Genomic DNA, 18035 nt, shown 5'->3' with positions numbered 1-18035 from the left:
TTATGGATTAATTAAAATAGGAAGTTCTCGGAATATAGATATTTTCATTACCTATGTTTACCAATCTATAAAAGCACCCTCCCTACCCCTAAAGAACATATTCATTATATGGTTAGTTTGAACAAATTGATACATTATAGAAGAATGAAAACAACCCTATCATGAATGAACTACCATTTTGTATGTTGTCTACAATATAGAAGAAAAATTTTTCTTAACACAAAAGTAGAAGACTGTTTCAAAGAGTCAGTTCACAAAATATGTAACGAATTGACATTGCCTTCTCTTTAGCATTTACCAAGTCTGTGGATGCAAGACCAACTTCTTGCCGAAAGGGATAAAATTATCCTTTATTTGTACAAGCTCAAAAAAGAAAGCTTGTTATGATTATACAAGCTTTCTTTCACTAACAAACTTCAGTAACATGTATCTTTATACATGAAAATCAGCTATATTCAATTTTAATTTTGTGTTGAATCCTCTTCTATCTTTAAATCCTTCAATCCTTCTTTTAATGTGGTTGCATCTGTTTTTAACGTTTTCCAGTTCTCTTTTGCTGTATTTAACGTAGGAATTAGGAATGTAAATTTATCGGCATTTACTTTTTTATCCGCTGCCTCAATGCTTTCAAGTACACCCACATATTGAGCATCTAAATCATCCCATTGGGTTTTCATATATGTTACAGCTGCAATTGCATTATCAATTTCTATGTGCATTTTAGTCACACTATTCGCTGCAACTCCTACCACTCGATTCAATGTTTTTTTATAATCTATAGTTTGATTCAGTTGTAATAATAGTGGCTCTAACTTATTTAATTCAGATTGTGCTACACCTAACATTATGCCACCAGCTATCCATGTCCATATTGTCGGTACTGCAACAACAATAGTTCCATCACGTCGTACTCGTTTAAAGTGATTAATTTGATCTAACACTTTTTGCATAGCTATCTCATCATCGTCGAGACCCGTTGTTTGATTTTTTAAAATTGAATTCAACGTTTCTTTATTGGTTTGAAATGCTCTAGAATCTTCTCCCATCGCATCCCTTAATTGTTCTAATGCCTCAATTAAGACAACTGCTTTCTGCTTATTCTTTTGAATATCAGATTGCAAGTCCGTAATACCTTCTTTTAATACCTCTTTATCTCCCGTTCGAGTTGCCTGTACCAGAGTATCATAATAATTATCAAAGGTAGTATCATATACAATAATCCCTGTTAATGTATCTATCAATTGCCGCTTGACTTGCGTATCCCATGTAGTAGCATGTTTTCTCGCATTCTGTTGATCTCGTACAACTTTACTAGGTAATTCACTATGTCCTTTAATATCAATTCCTTCGAAGCTTACATCTGGGTTACGAATTAACATATATGAATATTGATTCATAATTTGTGCAAATTCCCCAGCCTTTTCTAAAGTTTGTTGCATCTTATCTGTATTCGCAGAAAGGTCATTAACTCCAATATTAGACTGATCCATTTCGGCCGCGAACGTCATTACAGGCGGTGTTAAAGCCGTACTTGTAAAGGTTAAAAGTGTAGAAAGTGCAATGACTTTATATGGTATTTTTTTAAGCATGTGTTTCCCTCCAATATAATTTAAAGCCTTCAAATATCATAAATCTACTAGCTTCATTAGACAGTCTCTGCTAATTTAGTAGTCTCACTCCACTTTAAATCCCATGTCTTTTGCGATTGAATCTGCATCTTGATAAATATCGTTCCATTCTTTTCTAGCTGCATCTAAGTCATTCACTAATAGAGATGTGTTTTGTGGTTGCATTGAATCCACACTATCTAGTAATACACTATAATTTGCGCCCATTGTGTCCCATTGCTTTTTCATATTTGTTAGAGAAACAATTGCTTGATCTACGGTTTGATATAGTTCCGTTAATGTCGCTTTTGTATTTGTAAGTGCAACCACGGCCTGCTGAGCAGCACCTACCTGTTCACTGAGTTGACCAATCTGATCCGAAATTTGATTATATGCGGTTAAATTTTTAGATAGCATTACTCCAGAAGCTGTACCAAGTGCAACGCCTGCTGCAGTTAATGCTCCAAGTGCTCCAACAACTAACGGTGTCGCTGTTCCACCCGTCACGACAATTGCCACTGTCCCACCAATAGCTCCGCCAAGCAAAAGAAACATTCCTAATCCGCCGCCAATTCCCCAGCCTAACGCATTATCTAAATGTGCTTTTTGAGTGCCACGTAAACTCTCAATTTCACTTTGAAGTTGCGGAATAAGTGCATCTTTTCCTGCTAAAATAGCTGTTAATCCACCTTTATCATCAGGTCCACTAACATCATTTTTTAACTGCGTCGAATCTACATACAACTTTTGTTTGAATTTTTTCAAAATTTGTACAACTTCACTTACTTCTTTTGCATTAAAATTAATTGTATTATAAAGATCTTGCAATCCTTCTTTTAATTCAGGAGCCTTATTTTGTTTTGCTGCATCCACAAGCGTATCGTAGTACTGTTGAAACTGAGTATTGTAATTGACAATATTACGCGTCGTTTTTTGGATTTTCGGTTTTGCGGTATCCATCCAATATTTTGCATTTACTCGACTCATTTCTTGATCACTATGAATTTGTTTAATTAATTTTTCACCCTCTGCCCCTAGATTTATTCCAGATAAATCCACATTAGGTTGTTTTAACATCGTACTTGCATACAAATTCATTACCAGTATATTCGATCCAGTCTCAGCCAACGCTTCTTTTATCCCTGTAGGTCCTAGTGAATATGTACTTTTGGGTTCTTCTTGCACTATTTGTTCCTGCGCTAAAACATGTGTAGAAGGTAGAATGTTACCTGTTGTTATTGCTGCTATAATCGTCGCAGCAGATATAATTTTATAGGGGGATTTTTTCATATGTATTCTCCTTACTTTTTCATCCACTCTTCTATGCTATTCGCCTATTTCATTAAAGTGAATTACCTGTATTATTAAATTGATTTGTTTGTTCTTCTAATTGCATGCTAAACTCTTTTAATCTTTTAAGTTGGATAACTTGCATATCATGATTACTTGTATTTGTAGAGAGTTGCGTCATACACGTTTTAATTTGCTCCCAATCTTTTTTATAATTATCTAGTAATGTTAACTCTTGATTGATTAATTCTTCAAAAGTATCTACATCATTTTGCATCTCAAGTAACATTACCTTTTGTATATCTGCTACAGTCAATTTTGTTGTTAATGTATAAATGAGTTGATTCTGTTTTTGTAAATCATCTAAATATATTTTTTGTGATGCTGTTAATTTATTAACTTCTGCAAAACTATTATATGTTTGTTGAATTTTTTCAATATCGATTGTTTTCATTAAATCATATTCTTGAGATTTTGCTGCAGCTGCGGCTGCCAATTCTCCTTTTTTACTCTCTTCAATTTTGTCTCTAGCCTCTTTTTTTGCTAATTCTATTTCTTGAGTAGATTTTCCAGCTTCTTTCGCTGCCTTCTCTGCCGCCTTTTCTGCCTCTACAATAGATTCTTCAATTTCTTTTCCTTTATTAATTGCTGCTAATGCTATTTCTGCTGCTGGTGTAATGATTCCTTTAGATAAACCATACATGTCTTTAAAAATTTCAAATCCTTTGGCATTTAAAGCTCCTGGTATCAATGCAATTTCTTGTAAATCTTTTTGTATCGTAGTCTTAGCATCCACTAAATCTTTTTTATATTGATCTATCTTACCCGATTCTGATGTTGTTAAGATTTGTTGTCCCACTGCTATTTGTTTATTTAATTCTTTTATATTATTACCCAATTGCGTTCGGAAAAATTGCAGTTCATTGATATGATTTTGTATTTTATCTTGATTAGAATTACCCAACTCTCGGAGTGCTTCTAATCTATCTGAAAATTCAATTCCAAAATCATCATTATCAACACATTGTTTTAGTGTTGGATAGTAACTATTCATTTTAGAGGTAAACCCCTTAATTTTTGCATTTATTAAGATAAGATGTGGATATATTTCAGACGACCATTCTTGTAAATCTTGTTTAATGAATACTTGACGTGTGAGTAATGCCGGAATCTCACTCATTCGTATATTAGGGCGTGTCAAAGCTTGGTCTACAAACATTTGTATCAAAGTAGACTGTGCTCCCAATTTTCGTAACGACGGGGAAAGTCCTGTATATTCTTGTGTATTTTCAGCTAAAGCTATAGGTGTGGTCACAGTGGGAATGAAAATCCCCCCTCCTGTTAAAATTGATGTTACTAAAAATCCTTTTAATGCTTTCTTTTTCATTTCACATCTTCCTCCGTTTAATATGTTATATATTCATTAAACCTCCTTTTGAATATTTATTACGTTTAACAAAATAAATAAGATACGAAAAAAGAAATTATTTCGTATCTACAGAGGAAATTATACGTAGGTATAGCATGAGCCTCCACTCAGTATAGTACTTTTGTCAAAGGTAAATTTGGTGTGATGTATAACTTTTGATAAATCATTCTTTAGTTTCTTGTATATAAGAATTTGTAGAGGCATCATAGATAAATCATAGGCTCTTGCTTCTACACAGTTGTTACAATCATTCAACCAAAAACGATCCTCCACTCATAATTCCGCATATCGTAATCACACCCTTCGGAAATAAAATGTTAAAAGAACACGGTCAACTTAAGAAACTATTTAGTAAACCAAAAGATTCTGATTCATTATGTCCAAAATCAACATCCATTTCATATTCAGCTAATTGTTGATTTATAACATGTTTGTTTTTTAAAAATTTTGGTATAATTGTAAAATTAAAAATGATTTTACAACAAAGAGGATTCCTAATGGAATCCTCTTTGTTTGAAACGTATCTTTTATTTGTACCGAAATTTATTATTTCGATATAATTTAATTCACCCTTATATAATTACAAAAAGATAGTTCTGGCAAACACACTATTTCTTTGTTACTTGTTATAATCATTGTGTACAACTAAACGAATAATAAATCCGTTTTCCTATGGAGATTCTTATTAGAAAAAATATTAAATTAATTTTAACTAATAAAATTCAAATTAGAAAATCACACGGCGTATAAATTCTATGATACTTACAGTTGAAAAATAGCATATTTAAACCATTCTAAACGATCCGTCTTATTATTAGGAAAATTGGAACTAGGAGTAGTTTTATGGTAAATCTGTATTTGTTTCCGCTATTAATTCAATCGTATCCAATACAAATGCATTATTTTCGGATTGAATACTCACTGTAATAGAAGGTCCACTAAACGATAGATGTTCTAACATTTTAATTTGAAAAGATTCTCGATTCATAGCTAATTCATACGTGTTTGTATCATCTTGTAAGATAATGGTTCCGAGTCCCTGTGTACGAACACGTAATATATATTCCTTATCCAATTCTGATGGAACTATGATTGTTTTTTGAACTTGTGCATCCCAATGATTAAATTCTAACATAGGGCGGCCATACTGCACGGTAATATTCACATCTCCTGTTATCGACCATCCATCGAACCCTTTTGTAAAACTACCGTTTTTAATCCAATTGGCATCTTCTACTTGTTGAAAAGCACGATTTACTGCTTGTTTTAATATACGTGTAACGGCTGCGTGTGGGCCTTCTCGATCAGACATAAACCAATGTTTTTGATTTGGTAGGTCTGGTAAAGAAATGTTGGTAACATCTTGATACATTACATATGATTTAATACTTCCGTTCCAATCTTCATTTTGATACAAACGGTTTAATTGCTTCACTATACTTTGTAACGTTGTTATCAATTTTCCCTCTTCTTGATTCAGTTGTTGTCTCCATATTTGTTCTTTTCTTTGTATATCACGGATTTCTTTATCTGTAAGAGGACGTTGCTCTCTCAGTTCGATATTACTCAAACGAGCCATTCCTGTTCGAGAAATAATTTTAAATCCAACTTCAATGCCAACATTATAATCAGATTGTAAAGAGCCAACATCAATTGTATATTGAAAATAATGTGTGTCTTGTGAAGACGAAGGATTAGAGATCATTGTTGTAGGCTCACCTAGATTTGAAACGGGTTGACAACAATTTGCTGTAGCTTCAGATGTTGTTGGAAATGCTGTTTCAAAGGGGATTTGTAAGGTTTCATCGACTTCTTTTCCATAACGAGATACGATTACTTGTAAATCTTGCGCATGTGATGCAAAACCTGAGAATAGATATCGTGTATGGGATTTTAGTTTCGATTCATCTACTTTTTGATACACATAAGAAGGATATATACTAGCTGGTGGTAATAACGCATGTTTACCTTTAAATAATGGATTATGATTGGTTATTACTACCTTTCGACCTGTTATCCAAGCATTTATATTTTCAAAATTACCACTTTTCAAAAGATTACGCATTTTACATAATTGTTTAGCTTTGTTTACTTGTTGACGTAATTGTTTTTTTTCTTTTCCAAATACAGCAGGATCTAACAAATCTACTTTCATAACCACCTGGTCAATCCAATAGTCACTGGTATTTAACGCTAACTGATCTTTTGTTAAATTGGTAAATAAAGCGTTAACTTGTGCAGTAACATTCCTTAAATCTTGCAGAGTGTTGAAGTTCACTTGAGAGAACATGGATTCATCCATGTTTAATATTGTCATACAATTCATCTCCTTGACTTGTCATAGTTGTTTTTTATATTTATATTATAGTAGTGAAAAATGAATTTTATCATTCGGATTGTTTCGGTCCATAGATTGTACCGCTTACAGATACATCTAGCAGAAAAGTTTCAGGCCATTCTCTTTCGTGTATTTTTATTTCATCAAATCCTTGTGGTACAGGATCGTATAAAAATTGTCCATCTTGCGCTTGTTGAGTGGATTGTGATACGTTTTTTAAAAGAAAGTCTACTACATATCCCCCCAGCCATTCCGGTGGTAGTGGATATAAATCTAATTCCGCTCGTACAGCCATAACATTAGTGTTTTTCCATATGCTAGGCGGGTCAGGTGTTCCAGGAAAAAATTGGTCAGGAATACGATCTACAATCGGTCCAGGGGCATTAGGATTTTCAACGGGTATTAATTCAATCCGATCTAGAATAATTTTTTTACCTCCTGTATTTCGTAAAGTGAACTGACATTTACCTTGGCCGAAATTGATTGGTATCGTATCTGTAGAAATCATATAGGTACCCAATAAACCTTTCGTACTTGGGTAACTTAGTAATATATTTTCTTGTACATCTGAAGGTTGTTGGTTACTTAAAGTTACTGTATTGGGTAATTTTATACTACTTTGTGTAGGATAGTATTGTACGTTATATCCATAATTAATCACACTTAATTCTGCTCCATCTGCATCTGTGGCATAATGAACACGTAGTTTATATTGCGTCCAACTACCATTTGGAGGCAATAAGTTAATAACGTTAAAAGCTAGATCCTGATTTAAAGCTGTAGAAATTAATGGCGTAGAACCGGTAACAGCTTCATTTGGATAATTTAGATTGGCTTCTAGAACGGATTTCCATCCATTTATTAGGGAATACTTTTCAGCTGGAATAGATAAAATAGAATTTGCATCATTTGAGATATTTTCTGGTACCGTTAAAATATTGACAAAATTAAAATTAAAAAAACTGTTAATTTGAGATATTTTCATTCCGTTATGAACGACATTGTTTCCAAAACCAGGTTCTCCAATATACAGAAGATTGTCTATATAAGGGAAAAAGAAAATTCCATCAGGAATCGTAGTAGGATCAGTCCAAAAGGCGAATGCACGGCCTATAGGAGGTTGACCTGGATCGAAAGAACCAGGTTTGCTAAAATATCTAGACCATTCAGCAAGTAATGGGAGCATTGGGTCTATAGTATAGGTCTGTGCACAGGCAGAAGGATCCGTTGGTTGTAAATACCAGGCGTATGTGTTAAGATCTACCATGCCTAAACCGTAAGAATTATTAATCGTATCTATCGCTGTTACAAATGTCTTATTATTTGTACAAGGAACCGACTTTAATTGGGCTATAGGTGTACGATCAAACATTTTATACTCAGTTATCGGTGGATCCCCTGGATTTGGATTATATACTTTGTATTTAAATGTTTGAGTATTATCTAAATTATTTTTCATTTTATAGTTTATAGGCGATATTCCTGGCCATGTAGACATAAAGCCTGTAACATTTTGATAAAAGTCTATACTCTCTACTTGTTCACGTGTCATAGTTTGCATTATCTTTACAATTTGCGAACTATATTCTTGCGTAGCAGCATTAAATTGTCCTTCAAAGAATGGTATATCATCAGAACTATATTTCCACGATAACCCATGTTTTACTTTATCAGACAGTAAAAGCAAAGATATTGTTGCAAACATAGTATAATACGGTAATCCTAGTACTTCATACTCTTTTGTTTTGAAAAAACTTAAGCCTGTTTGTAAAACATTATTTGTATAATCTATTTGATTATGAAGATCATTTGCCTGAATATCAGTAGGGTTTGTTAAGCTATAAAAATGTTCCATTGCATCTTTATAGATGCCCAGTTGTTTTTGTAGTGCGTCAGAATGATTATTCATCTGGTTTAATTCGGTTTGAGTAAGTGATCTATCTATCATATCTTGAATTGCAGGCTGCATAGCTTTAAAAATATCTTCAACAGTCGGTGGTTCAGGTCCAGGATTAAGAAGTGAGAAAAAAAGTCCGACAAAAGGGGTAAGAAGACCTAATGCTGGTACAGCGAAAGAGGCCAAACCTAAACTCATCATAACAATAGTTTGATAATTAATTTTATTGTCTGCAATACGTTCTAAAATACTTGCAATTGCTCTTTCACTGCGTCCAAGGAACAATTCCGTTTGTAAATCTTCTATTAATTCATCATAATTTGAAACAGGAACATCTGCGTTTTGTAAAGGGGGAATAGCTAACACATTATAAGGTCCTTTATATATATCTTGTAAAATAACCATAATACTACCTCCTTGAAAATAAATAATTTTTAATAGTATATGAAAACACAAAAAAAAAGAACCGTTTTATTCAGAATATAGGTTTTAGTGCAAATAAAAGATACTCTTCCAACAATTGATGCATGAGTTGTTTTTAATTGTGAACAGACTAATCTCGTAATCAATCTATATGTAAAGTTTTAAATCCTAGCATGACTTGCACTTTGGAATGAAACCATAGCCTTGCTCTACGAATTTATTTAGACACTTTATTTTCCTGATTTGAATGAGTATCTCTTTCTTCCATCCATTGCAAAACTTCAGATTTTATAGGTCCTTTCATCTGACAATTAGCGAACTCTTTCAACCCTACATCCATTCCTATATGCAAGTGTATTTTTTGAAACTCTTACCCTTCTGTTGCAACTAACAATCATACCAGATATCTGCCATCAGGGCCCCTCTAACTGTAACATTTATAATGCGTTCCTTTACTTCGCAACTTTTGGCAAATCAAACAAGACCTAGTTTTTGCAATTTTATTTTATGCCTTGTGATGGTAGCGTTTTCATTTTTTTGATAAAGCGTATATTAATATCCGTAAAAGTCATCAACAGATAACTGAATAGCTACTCGGTTTATTGATTATCATTCCTTTCTCCTCCATTCCAATATATCCCTATTACAAAATACACATGTATTGGGTAGATAGTTACATAGTCCTATTATCACCAAACGGATTTCCCCTATATTTCACAAGCAATACAAGATAGTAATACGCCAATAACACTGAGTGGTTATTCCTATCTATTTTCATTTTTATACCAATATCTATTATTTATACGACTGATTTTATCAGAGGCAAAATAAAAAGCAAAGCCTTCTGGCTATGCCACACCGAAATACATCTCCCACCTATTTTTGGGCTACGCTCTTCACACGCTTGAGGAAGGAGAATTCTTTCGGGGAATACATTAAATCATGAGCACTAAATCCATCAAACTTAATAAATTTAATATGCTTCTGAAGAATATTACGGATAGTTCTTTCTTGTAGTCGCCTTCCTTTTTAAGAAGAAAATAAGTAATTATATAAAATATCACCTAACTTGCTGTACTCTTCCAGTACATAACGAGTGGAACTATAATATTTTACAGTCCCCTAATAAAAATCAATGCATTCTCCTCATACCCAATAATCGATTGCACTGTTCTTGTATATTTTGAAGTTGTAGACTTAATCCTTTTACAAATGGTGCCATCTTAGGATCATGTTGTAAAGCGAGCAACAGTTGAGACACCTCTAAAAGAATCTGATGAATCCCTTCTACTTCTTCTGCAACCGCATCTCCAGAAATCTGCTGAATTATAGACTCGAGTATGCTCATTTTTCGATCAATTTCTCGTAATAACTGTATAGAATCGCACGACCATAATTTGTTCAATATACCAATCCTCTCTTATCCAATATATATGAAAAGAAGATGATAATTATATAAGACCCCCTTGTTATAGAGATTTAATACATGGGAAGGTCTTCATATTTTGTATTGTATACCAATTTTGACATTTGCACAAGTTGGATCTTTCTATACTATTAATAGTATAGAAAGTCTAAATTATTGGGTGTCCTATATTTCCCCTGTAAATAATGGATTTTTATATCTACTCTATTTTTCTTTGGAACGAAACCCATGTTAATAGCACCGTTCCTTTTTATTTATACCATTTAGTATTTATTTTAGCTTCGATAATAAGTACTATTACAAAAAAACCAGATTTCTAAAGAAAACTTTTCATTCCATCCATTCAAGCGTCATTGTATAAGGAAACCTCAACGATTTGACGATTTACATCCTAACATAGAACGGACACGACATGTTTCTTTATAAAAGAAAACTTATATTCTAACAGAATTCAAGTGTTTTTCTTTTAAAAATTCCATTTCAATATTTTTACAGTCCAACTTCAGTAAAAATATTAAAATGGATCTTTGAAGCTTCCTTTACAAGAAAAATATATAAAAATTATCCTTACTAAAAGTACTTTCTGTACCAACCACCCCCACATCTTTCCTATATAATAAATACCTCTACTATAATAGGTTATTTTTCACACCATATATTTTGTAATTTTTAGAAAAAACTAACCATGTCAGCATGTAGCACCGTATAAGCTTTTTCTTGTTCAATAAACTACAGCAGATAAGAAAATATATGTATATTAAAACCAGTAATAGAGAAACTAACCATGGGAAATGATGTAAAAAGGCTCGATTAACATCTCAATAGAACATACTTTTTTTCATTTCACAAAAAATCCTTTGGTATTTATGAAACAAAATGAAAAGATATAGTCTAGTATATAGGCACTTGATTCACATCAAAATGAAATACAAAGGAGGCAAAAATATGATTAGAAAACAAGAGTTTCTCATAGTAGCATGCTGTCTTTTTCTCATACAAGGATGCTCAAAACCAGAAACAGTACCACAAAAAAAGGATACTAAACCTCAACTAAAACAAAATGGATCAACAGAACAGCTCAATTATAAAGATCAAGATCATTGGAATTTTGAATCAGGAGATGCACAATCTCCTATTAATATCGACACATCAAAAGTCGTTCCTATGCAGGATGTTGGGGACATACATCTCGATTACAATACCACTGTACAGGATGAAGAGGATAATGGACACACCATCCAAGTCGATGATACAGGGACAGCACAAATCAACGGAAGAACATTTGCATTTACACAGTTCCATTTTCATGCTCCCAGTGAACATACCATAAACGGACAACATTATCCTGTCGAAGTGCATTTTGTTCATAAAAGTCAAGATGGACGTCTCGCAGTCATTGGTGTACTTTTTCAGGAAGGAAAAGAAAATAAAGGGTTTCAAGATGTGCTAAATCATGTAAAAACAGGCAAGAAAAATACAGATGTCGGAACATTGGATATAGCCTCTATGATTCCAACCGATAAAAGTTATTATCATTACCTTGGATCTCTAACGACTCCACCACTTTCTGAAAATGTAGAATGGTATGTCATGAAAGAGATTATAGAAATTTCACCAGCACAGATCAAGGAATTTCAAAAGATGTATTCAGCGACCAACAGAAAAATTCAACCTTTACATCAGCGTATTGTTTTATATCACCAAGACCAGGGAACTTCTCAAAAATAAAAAAATTAAGTATCCCAAAAAGAAGAGAATTAGTCTCTTCTTTTTTATGAAGAAAAATAGGCACTGATACTTCTTATTATAATACTTATTAGATATTATATTTAATTTTTTAAAATCTTTATATTACGTTTTATAAAATTATACAGCAAAGTGATTCCAAATCAGTTTTCTATGGGCCTAATTAGATAAAAAATTATTTTTCACTGGTTTTCAGATAGTAACTTGGACATGTTCGTCATCATATTTCTAGAACCCCCATATAAAAAAGGAAATTAATACAAAAAAATAAACGATAACATCAGTTTTAGGATACTTTAAAAATATAGTAATATCCCCTTTTTCCTCTTTTAATTGTTCACACATATCTTCTTGTAAGTTATACATAAAATACGCGCCCCTATTTGTATTTCTTTTTCCTTCTAACACTTCGTTCATTATTGAATGTTCGTATCTTCCATTCTCTTTCTAGGTTTCTAAGCCATTTCCCTACTTTGTTTACATAGTATTTTTAGTTCTGATACAATTTCTATGCACATGCTATTTCGAAGAAGGACGTATGGTCACAAACAATATTTTGTAAACCAACCTAAAAGAAAATAGTTCCATACAGTGTAAATCCCTATTTAGCATATATCTCAACTTTAACAAGAAACAAAAATCCTCACCGTCTGAATGTTACCGGAAATTCCTGGTGAAGAAAGTGGATTATAAACTTTCATTGAAAGACTTCATCCTATTTTTCAAGGTATATTTGTATTGAAGTTAAACAAACTATACACAATTATATCTATTGTTAAGGATGTGTATAGTAGATGATTTTCGAAATTGTGAAACATACACCTATATGGGTATGGCTATTGTTTTATTTTTTACTCTCTAGGGGCATAGCTGCTTCTCAGGAGCGCGAAGTAAATATTTCTCAGTCACTCATAGTTCCAGGGATTTTTATTTTATGGGGAATATATAATATTTTTGCGAACTTCTCATTTCGTTTTTATGCTTTCGTACTCTATATTATATTTCTTGGAATCGGCACATTTTTAGGCTATAAACTTTATAGTAGAAAACACCGCTTCTTTCTAAAAAATGGTATACTGTTTCGTTCAAAAAACTACCTACCATTAATGGTTATATTGATTAATTTTATTATCAAATATGCTCTAAATACCTATATGCACATAAATACCGATGCTATTCACAGTTTAAACTTTATCTTTTTATATACTATAACTAGTGGTACTACCGCTGGACTTTTCTGCGGAGGAATAATAAACACTCATCAACAGAAGAAGAAATTATTAGAACAATTAGAATAACATTCATTCTGTATTTCAAAAATACTATCGGGCACTCATCTACACATCCACTAAAGAATCTCCATTTCTCCCAACGTTATGCTTTCTAAAAAGCTACTAGTCATAGAACTAGTAGCTTCGAACAAAATAATGAGCCTTCTGTCGAAAAACAATAACATATAAGAAAAAAATCTCTTTAAACGGCTGTTAGATAGTAAGAGCTTTATGCTAATATAAAACACACACCATAATAAAATTAAAGCAAAAACACAAATAATCAACTTTAGTGTACTTTATCTGCGAAACCTATACTTATCAACAAATGTACAATCCAATGATTTTTCCAGTATATCATCTATAGGTACCCACATCCTATGCAAAAAAATTTAGTTATTGTTTTTATAAACAACAGTCGTAATTACACTATATGAAAAAATCAACCACAAATCATCCTTAACTATATTTGTATTGAGCAAAAAGAAAATATATTAAACAATTTTTTATTTAAAGAAAAAATCCACACGTAACTAGACTCATATACTCACACCATCCTTTCTAGACGAGCATAAGATGTATTAACGAAAGAAAGGGGGTAATATTATGGGTTTTGGTTTTGGTGGAGGTTGTGACTGTAACAGATGTAATGGTCATAGAGAACAGCCTAGAAGAGAAGAACAAACTTTTAATGTAAACAATGTTAATAACCCAGAGTTATTACAATTTTTAAGAACATTAGCTCCTGGAACTTGTCTTGTTATTCAGTACGCTTGTCAACCACCTACAAGTGCGACATTCCAAGGATTCCAAGGAAACAATGTAATAATCCTCTCAGATTTTGATTGTTTCCCTGGATTAGCACGAATTACCATTAATAAAATTAACGTAGTCTCTGTAAATTCACCCGATTGTGGCCGTTTCTGCTGTAAACGTAAAGAATGCGACCATCACAATGTTTGTGATGAATATGAAATCTAGAAGTTAAAATATAGAAAACACATTCCCTTAATTTTATAAGCTTGCTATTGTAAGAACACCACCCATGCTACCTGTTTCTTGTATTCTATAAGGGACGGGTAGTTTAACCTTTCTTGAAATATGCTTCATTCTTCTACTGTTGTCCCATATTATCAAGTTATCGCAGAGCATGCAGCTTCTTCACTTCTCCTAGATTCTGACGAACATTACGAAACTTACGTATCATGCATTTGTTTTTCCGTTTCCAAAAAAACAAATCTTACCCTCATCTGTGATGGCTACCGCAAGCACCTTGAGATCTAAATCAACTTCTAAAATGTTTGTTCCTGTTTTTTCTACATATAGAAATTGTGACAGAAATTTGAGCAATCCACTTATCAGATTCCTTTATGATACAAAGTGTATCTAACTTGTGCTTCAACAACTCGAAATTGCGATTATATGTGTCGGTTGTTTACTGTAAAACATCAGTTAAATTTCATAATACTCAGAATAAATATTATCAATTCACTTTCTCATACATATATGCAAAAATGTAACTAAGCTAAACTTTTCTTTCAATCTTTCCCCTAATAAAGGTTGAAATGATACATGGTTGTTAGCCTGAAACAGAAAAGCTCATTTCTTGTAAAAATGAGCTTTTCTTTGGAATTTATTAAAATCGATACTAAATTTATTGTTCTTTATATATGTATATTATCAAAATACACACAAATTTACCATATTATTCTTATGCGTTTTAAATGAATTAATAGAGGGCTTTAAACCGGTAATATCACTAGGATGAATTATTGTTATTATTGGATTTGTTTGTTATCCTTATTTACCTTCTATGCATGGTTTTATACAATGTGGAGACTTCGAGACCTTTTAGACGTATGAATGTTTTGTATTAGGGTGCAACTTTGTATAAAAAATCGATTTTTTGTAAGGATTTTCTTAAAGAAAAATAGAATAAGTGAGCTATAGAGCTTATCTTTATAATAAATTTAGATTTGTACATTTTAGTTTGTATTTAAAAAGCAAAACAGAGTAATTTAAATTACTCTGTTTTGCTTTTTTTCGTTTTGGGTAATTTTGAGTTGAAATTAGTGGAGGTAAGGATTGATAGATCCTTACTAATATTTTATGAATAAGGTGAAAAGAAGCTTGTACATTTTTGATGAAATTTATTTTATTTTTATGTAAAAGGGGCCAAGAAATAATTTGTAGTTTTATTTCTTGGCATGGGTGTTTGGAACGCTTGGATGCTGTCCCTTACATTATTCTATGTTTGTATTTATTAAATGGTTTGTTATTATTGTTAATTTTAATGAAAAAATGGAACATGAAAACACCTATTTTAAATGAATTGACAATAATCCATTTGAAAAAATAATACTACACAAACAAAGAATTTAAGAATACATAAAGAATTAACACCCTTTTTAGTTGAATTTATATTTGGATTTATTAAACCTGCACTAGTATTATTCTTCACACTTTCATTATAAAAGTTTACGATTTTCTCCAATCCGGAATGATTTTATACAATAACCCTCCACATTATCTTGTAGTTTAAGTCTCAATTTGAAAACTTACAATGTCGATTATCATCTAATTTTGATATCCCAGATTTCTTACGGTACGCTATTTTGATTTACTTAAAAACAATAACAGATATACCAATATAATTTCCTGTAAATACGATATGTTCCGAACCTAATGGATACCTGCGCTAAAAATATTCCTCTTACAGTTAACATAAGAGAACCTCATATTGATATTATTTTCTCTTAAAATCAGTTGTCCATTTGATATTAACCACAAACTTTTATTAAAATCTTGCCATATTTTCCATGCTGTTAGATGATTTTTAGTTATTTTTAAATTTTTTTACTAATACTCTGTATTCGATATTGTCTATCTTGACACAAGAAAGCCCTCAAATACCACTACAGTAACTGTTCGTACGTTTCCGTAACAGAAACTCAAACTCCTTTTTACATACAACAGATGCAAATACCGGATAATTTTACGGATAGCATGGAAAACTATCGCTTGATTCGCATTTCACTTTACTAAAGAAAGGAAGATGTTATTGTTAATAGAATATATTTGGGCATTACTGATTTTAATTATTTTAGAAGGTGTTTTAACTATTGATAATGCGATTGTGTTTGCTTTTCTTATGAAAAAATTACCAGAAAATCAACGAAAAAAAGAATTATTTTACGGTTTGACAGGAGCATTAATATTCCGATTTATAGCATTATGCATGATTTCCTTACTTCTTGATTTATGGCAAGTACAAGCGCTAGGATCACTTTATTTACTGTATATAGCTACAAAGAATTTATTTGAAAAGGAAAATCCACAAGCAACGAAAGAAAAGCATATAAAAAAACAAGAAGATTTTTGGCGGATACTCTTAAAAGTTGAACTCATTGATCTTGCGTTTGCTATTGATTCTATTTTCGTAGCGGTGGCATTAACAATGAATTTACCTAAAACAAACTTAGGTACTATTGGTGAACTTGATATAGGTCAATTTTCTCTTGTTTTAATAGGCGGTATGATTGGTTTAATCATTATGCGCTTTTCTACTTCTGCCTTCGAGAAAATAATAAAGAGTAGACCAAAATTAAACATTACGGTATCTTTAGTCATAGGCTGGGTTGGTATTAAGCTAGCAGTATATGCATTAGCCCATTCTCCTTTAAGCATGATTGCACATTCCTTTCCAGAATCTACAACTTGGAAAACCCTATTTTGGACTATATTTATTGGGATTGTAATTAGTGGATGGATTTCTTCTACAAGGGACAGGGCCAGCATCTCCGATTAATATATTATTATTAAACATTCTAAAAATAATATGTTTTAAAAATTTTCCTGTTTAAATCATGGTTTATGAGTTCTGTATCACTTTTTTGAGTTTGTGAACTACCCGCCACTTAACGTCCTAACGGACTGTTTGAAGTGGGGTTTTGGTAGCTAACGAATTCTTCCTAAGACAGCCTAGCTAACAAGGGTTATTTTATTACTATCTATGCTAACGCTAATAGGCGTATTACTTCATTTTTGATATTGATAGCTGCGTTATCATCTCTATCGAAATTTACACCGCATATACAAGAATAGACTCGCTCAGACAATGACATATGTTTCACATTTCCACAACTGCTACATGTTTTTGTGGAAGGAAACCATTTATCTATTTTCACAAGCTGTTTGCCTTGTTCATTTCGTTTATAAGCTAGGTAAGAAGTGAACATACCCCAAGCATGATCAGCGACGCTTTTTCCAAAATGAAGTGCTTGCGATATGCCCTTCCTATTTAGATCTTCAATAGCTACAACATCAAAATGAGTCGCTAACTCTTTAGATTTATAATGAAGGAAGTTCTTACGTTGATTTGCTACTTTTTCATGCAGCTTAGCTACACGGATACATTGTTTATTCCAACGACCTGAACCTTTTGTACGTCTTGATAATGCTCGTTGAGCATTTGCTAATCGGTCTAATATTTCACGATAGAACTTAGGATAATTGGCTCTCTCATCCTCAGAACTGACGTATAATTGATCCATCGCAAAGTCTAATTCAACAACTGTGTCTACTTCTTTTTGTACGATTTCTTTTTCA

General features: G+C 32.3%; 11 protein-coding genes and 2 pseudogenes. 5 read left to right on the top strand and 8 right to left on the bottom strand.

The genetic code is table 11. The annotated features are described in order from the left end of the window. Window positions 1-165: 165 nt before the first annotated feature. Window positions 166-273: pseudogene (locus MHI28_RS30835) on the top strand (transposase); the annotation flags it as partial. A 188-nt stretch (window positions 274-461) separates the two neighbouring features. Here the strand turns inward: MHI28_RS30835 and MHI28_RS30830 are convergent. The 6 genes from MHI28_RS30830 to MHI28_RS30800 all read right to left on the bottom strand — a co-directional run bounded on the left by MHI28_RS30830 (window position 462) and on the right by MHI28_RS30800 (window position 10389). Beyond that, window positions 462-1589 carry an HBL/NHE enterotoxin family protein gene (locus tag MHI28_RS30830; protein WP_340828463.1) on the bottom strand — a complete coding sequence of 376 codons (1128 nt, stop codon included), beginning with the start codon at window positions 1587-1589 and terminating at the stop codon, window positions 462-464. Between the two features lie 84 nt (window positions 1590-1673). After that, window positions 1674-2897 carry an HBL/NHE enterotoxin family protein gene (locus tag MHI28_RS30825; protein WP_340828462.1) on the bottom strand — a complete coding sequence of 408 codons (1224 nt, stop codon included), beginning with the start codon at window positions 2895-2897 and terminating at the stop codon, window positions 1674-1676. Between the two features lie 52 nt (window positions 2898-2949). After that, window positions 2950-4284: an HBL/NHE enterotoxin family protein gene (locus MHI28_RS30820; protein WP_340828461.1), complete on the bottom strand. Its 1335-nt coding sequence runs from the start codon at window positions 4282-4284 to the stop codon at window positions 2950-2952. An 883-nt stretch (window positions 4285-5167) separates the two neighbouring features. After that, window positions 5168-6643 (bottom strand): hypothetical protein, encoded by a 1476-nt coding sequence (locus MHI28_RS30815; RefSeq protein ID WP_340828460.1) that lies wholly within the window; start codon window positions 6641-6643, stop codon window positions 5168-5170. A gap of 70 nt (window positions 6644-6713) precedes the next feature. Next, window positions 6714-8966: an insecticidal delta-endotoxin Cry8Ea1 family protein gene (locus MHI28_RS30810; protein WP_340828459.1), complete on the bottom strand. Its 2253-nt coding sequence runs from the start codon at window positions 8964-8966 to the stop codon at window positions 6714-6716. A gap of 1150 nt (window positions 8967-10116) precedes the next feature. Beyond that, a complete protein-coding gene (locus MHI28_RS30800; protein WP_340828458.1) occupies window positions 10117-10389 on the bottom strand; it encodes a hypothetical protein in 273 nt (90 codons plus the stop codon). A gap of 966 nt (window positions 10390-11355) precedes the next feature. Between MHI28_RS30800 and MHI28_RS30795 the strand changes: the two genes are divergently transcribed. The 3 genes from MHI28_RS30795 (at window position 11356) to MHI28_RS30785 (ending at window position 14408) form a co-directional block, all read left to right on the top strand. Further along, the gene (locus tag MHI28_RS30795) at window positions 11356-12138 is read left to right on the top strand and encodes a carbonic anhydrase (protein WP_340828457.1); all 783 of its coding nucleotides are present in this window, start codon (window positions 11356-11358) and stop codon (window positions 12136-12138) included. Between the two features lie 812 nt (window positions 12139-12950). Beyond that, a complete protein-coding gene (locus MHI28_RS30790) occupies window positions 12951-13454 on the top strand; it encodes a hypothetical protein (protein ID WP_340828456.1) in 504 nt (167 codons plus the stop codon). Window positions 13455-14033: 579 nt separating this feature from the next. After that, complete coding sequence (locus MHI28_RS30785; RefSeq protein ID WP_078186817.1) at window positions 14034-14408, top strand: hypothetical protein; 375 nt, start codon at window positions 14034-14036, stop codon at window positions 14406-14408. 160 nt (window positions 14409-14568) lie between these two features. On the opposite strand, the pseudogene MHI28_RS30780 reads toward MHI28_RS30785, so the two are convergent. Next, window positions 14569-14859 (bottom strand): annotated as a pseudogene (locus MHI28_RS30780) (RNA-guided endonuclease TnpB family protein); the annotation flags it as partial. A gap of 1623 nt (window positions 14860-16482) precedes the next feature. On the opposite strand from MHI28_RS30780, the gene MHI28_RS30775 reads away from it, so the two are divergent. Continuing rightward, complete coding sequence (locus tag MHI28_RS30775; protein WP_340828455.1) at window positions 16483-17235, top strand: TerC family protein; 753 nt, start codon at window positions 16483-16485, stop codon at window positions 17233-17235. Window positions 17236-17437: 202 nt separating this feature from the next. Here the strand turns inward: MHI28_RS30775 and MHI28_RS30770 are convergent. Next, the coding region (locus MHI28_RS30770; RefSeq protein ID WP_340828454.1) for an RNA-guided endonuclease InsQ/TnpB family protein at window positions 17438-18035 on the bottom strand (598 nt) is incomplete at its 5' end.

Source organism: Bacillus sp. FSL K6-0268 (genome assembly GCF_038005425.1).
GTDB classification, from domain to species: Bacteria; Bacillota; Bacilli; order Bacillales; family Bacillaceae_G; genus Bacillus_A; species Bacillus_A thuringiensis_S.
Note: the sequence above shows the minus strand (reverse complement) of the source record. Positions and strands in the feature narration are given on the sequence as shown.

Coding starts and splice junctions, on each gene's coding strand:
- MHI28_RS30790 (WP_340828456.1), top strand. CDS start 12,951: ATGATTTTCGAAATTGTGAAACATACACCTATATGGGTATGGCTATTG.
- MHI28_RS30785 (WP_078186817.1), top strand. CDS start 14,034: ATGGGTTTTGGTTTTGGTGGAGGTTGTGACTGTAACAGATGTAATGGT.
- MHI28_RS30820 (WP_340828461.1), bottom strand. CDS start 4,284: ATGAAAAAGAAAGCATTAAAAGGATTTTTAGTAACATCAATTTTAACA.
- MHI28_RS30815 (WP_340828460.1), bottom strand. CDS start 6,643: ATGACAATATTAAACATGGATGAATCCATGTTCTCTCAAGTGAACTTC.
- MHI28_RS30775 (WP_340828455.1), top strand. CDS start 16,483: ATGTTATTGTTAATAGAATATATTTGGGCATTACTGATTTTAATTATT.
- MHI28_RS30795 (WP_340828457.1), top strand. CDS start 11,356: ATGATTAGAAAACAAGAGTTTCTCATAGTAGCATGCTGTCTTTTTCTC.
- MHI28_RS30810 (WP_340828459.1), bottom strand. CDS start 8,966: ATGGTTATTTTACAAGATATATATAAAGGACCTTATAATGTGTTAGCT.
- MHI28_RS30830 (WP_340828463.1), bottom strand. CDS start 1,589: ATGCTTAAAAAAATACCATATAAAGTCATTGCACTTTCTACACTTTTA.
- MHI28_RS30825 (WP_340828462.1), bottom strand. CDS start 2,897: ATGAAAAAATCCCCCTATAAAATTATATCTGCTGCGACGATTATAGCA.